Genomic DNA, 2,447 nt, shown 5'->3' with positions numbered 1-2,447 from the left:
CCCGCGCGGAGAACCAAGGAGCCAACAGCACATGAGCACGAAGAAGACCACCACAAAGACCAGCACGGTGACCGTTGCCGCGACCCGGATGGCCCCGGAGATTCCGTGGCCGACGCTCAGCGTCGCCGAACTGGTCGAAGCCACCGCCCATCTTCCGGAAGCGGACACGGAGTTGGTCGCCGACATCCAGGCGAACGCGATCTATGACCCGCTCTACGTCGGCTACGACGCGCAGGGGAAGCCCCGTCTGTACGACGGCCGCGAGCGGCTGGCCGCCGCAGCCGCCGCAGGGTTCCCCGACGTGCCGGTCACATACCGGCCCGTCGTACGACGTGAGCGGCTGAGCCCCCATCCGAAGAACGTCCGTGAAGACCTTGACCTGAACGACACGTTCATTGAATCGCTGAAGGTCGAGGGGTGCCGAATCCCGGTTCTCATCCAGCGACTGGAGGGCGATGTTCTACAGGTCAACGAGGGCAACCGCCGCTGGTACGGCGCCGAACCCGCGGGCCTCACGCACCTTCCGTACGCGTGGGAGGAGCACAGCGAAGCTGAACAATTCCTCGGCATGATCAGCACCGCCGAACACCGGGCCGACCTCTCCCCCCGCGCGAAGGCACAAGCCCTCTTCCACGCGGTCGAAGGAGGCGCCGGGGCCAAGAAGGCCGCCGCCGCGTCCGGCATGAGCCAGAAGCAGGTCAAGGCCGTCGCCGCCGTCGGCGCCAGCACCACGGCTCAGACCGTCGCCCCGAGCTGGGGATTCGACGACCTGGAGCTGCTGCACAACCTGGAACAGAAGGACCCCGATGAGGCCGCCCGCATCGCGGCCGAGCACCGCGACGACCCGGACGAGGCGAACTGGCAGCTCAGCCGGACACTTAAGAAGTTCGACCAGCGCGAAAAGGCCGAGGCTCAGCGCGCCGAGCTGGAGAAGAACAAGGCCCGCATCTTCCTCAGCGACGAGCTGGGGGACAACGCCGAACCCCTGTACCGCCTGTGGCGCACCGTCGAGGACGAGGAAGAGCACGCGGCCACCTGCCAGGGCCACGCCTACGTGCTGGTTCACCCTGACGCGGACCACTACACCGCGTACTGCACAAACGCCGTCCTCTTCGGGCACATCACGGAGGCGGACCAGCAGACCCCGGCAAGCGCGGCGCAGACCAAGGCCGACCGGAACGCCGTCATCGACGGAAACATCGACTGGGACACCGCCACCACCGACCGCCGCACGTGGCTGCGCGACCTCATCGGCCGCCCCACCCACACCAAGGCCCAGGCCGACCACATGACCGAACTGATCACCCTCGCCATGCTGGGCGGGAACACCGTTCTCTCCGAGGAGCTGACCGGCAACAAGACCGGCCCGATCCTGGCCGACCTTCTCGGCCAGGACGAGAAGACCGCCCGCGCGGAGGTGATGCGCAAGGCCGCCACCCGCGACCCCAAGCGCCGCCCCGCGCTGATGTTCGCCGTCCTGGCCGCCGCCTACGAGTCGAAGATGGACCGCAAGGCATGGCGCACCGACAGCCAGCGCAACCCCTGGGTGCGCGCGCCCGCCGCCGCCTGGCTGCGCGAGCTGTGCGAGCGGTTCGGCTACAAGCCGCGCGCCATCGAGGCATCCGTACGGGACGGCGAGCCCTACCAGCCGCACGCAGAGGAGCCGCAGACCGAAACCGTCGACTGATCAACCGGTGAACACCGGCCGGGGCCCGCCCGCGCCGGTAGCAAGCCCCGGAGGCGATCGCTTCCGGGGCTTGCTCGTGTATGCCGGGGCGGACGCCCGGCCCACCGGGGTCGAGTTTGAAAAAGATCGTCCGGAGAGCGCCCGGGACTGGACACCAGCCCAAAAACTTGGTTGAATACTTGTATCGGAAGGGGGGGCAAACCCTTCCGATCCCCGCAGGCCAACCGCCCGACGGGGCTCGTACGACCAAGGAGCCAACCCCATGGAGCAGTGGCGCGAAAAGCAGAGGCCGATCGAGGAAGTCAATCTGGACAACTCCCTTGAGGTCGTGGTCTGGATGCTCGCCAGGACGGCCGAGACGATCGGGAGGCTGAACGTCCCCGATCACGACGCGTGGAGCCTTATTCCCAGGTTGTCCAGCAATCGAGAGATCCCGGATTTCCTGGAGGACCTGTACGTGGCATCGACGAGCAAGGGGGATGAGGACCCTGACCACCGGCAGGACGTGGTGATGAACCTCACCAGGCTCGTGACCAGCGTCTACTTCCGGGCGCTCGAAGGCGCCCGGTGCGCGATCGATCCGGAGGACCCGAGCGAGGAAGCGGCGGAGGCCCGCATCCTGGCGAATACCCCGATCACCTTCTGTGCCGGGTGCGCCTGGGCCGCCTGGTCACCGGCCGAGGCTGACAAGGGCTGCGACTGCCCCCGCGACTGACCGGCACTTCGGAGACCCGCCGCCCCGGCCGAGCCGGCCCGGGGC

Annotated in this window: 2 protein-coding genes; both read left to right on the top strand. The window is 68.0% G+C overall.

What is annotated here, in order from left to right; all coding sequences use genetic code 11:
- Positions 1 to 31: 31 nt before the first annotated feature.
- A complete protein-coding gene (locus tag AN218_RS14165; protein ID WP_070017209.1) occupies positions 32 to 1,687 on the top strand; it encodes a ParB N-terminal domain-containing protein in 1,656 nt (551 codons plus the stop codon).
- 262 nt (positions 1,688 to 1,949) lie between these two features.
- Entirely contained in the window at positions 1,950 to 2,402 is a 453-nt protein-coding gene (locus tag AN218_RS14160; protein WP_070017207.1) for a hypothetical protein, read from the top strand.
- The last annotated feature ends 45 nt before the right edge of the window (positions 2,403 to 2,447 follow it).

Source organism: Streptomyces nanshensis (genome assembly GCF_001751255.1).
Lineage (GTDB): Bacteria > Actinomycetota > Actinomycetes > Streptomycetales > Streptomycetaceae > Streptomyces > Streptomyces nanshensis_A.
This window is presented reverse-complemented; position numbering and strand designations above follow the sequence as displayed.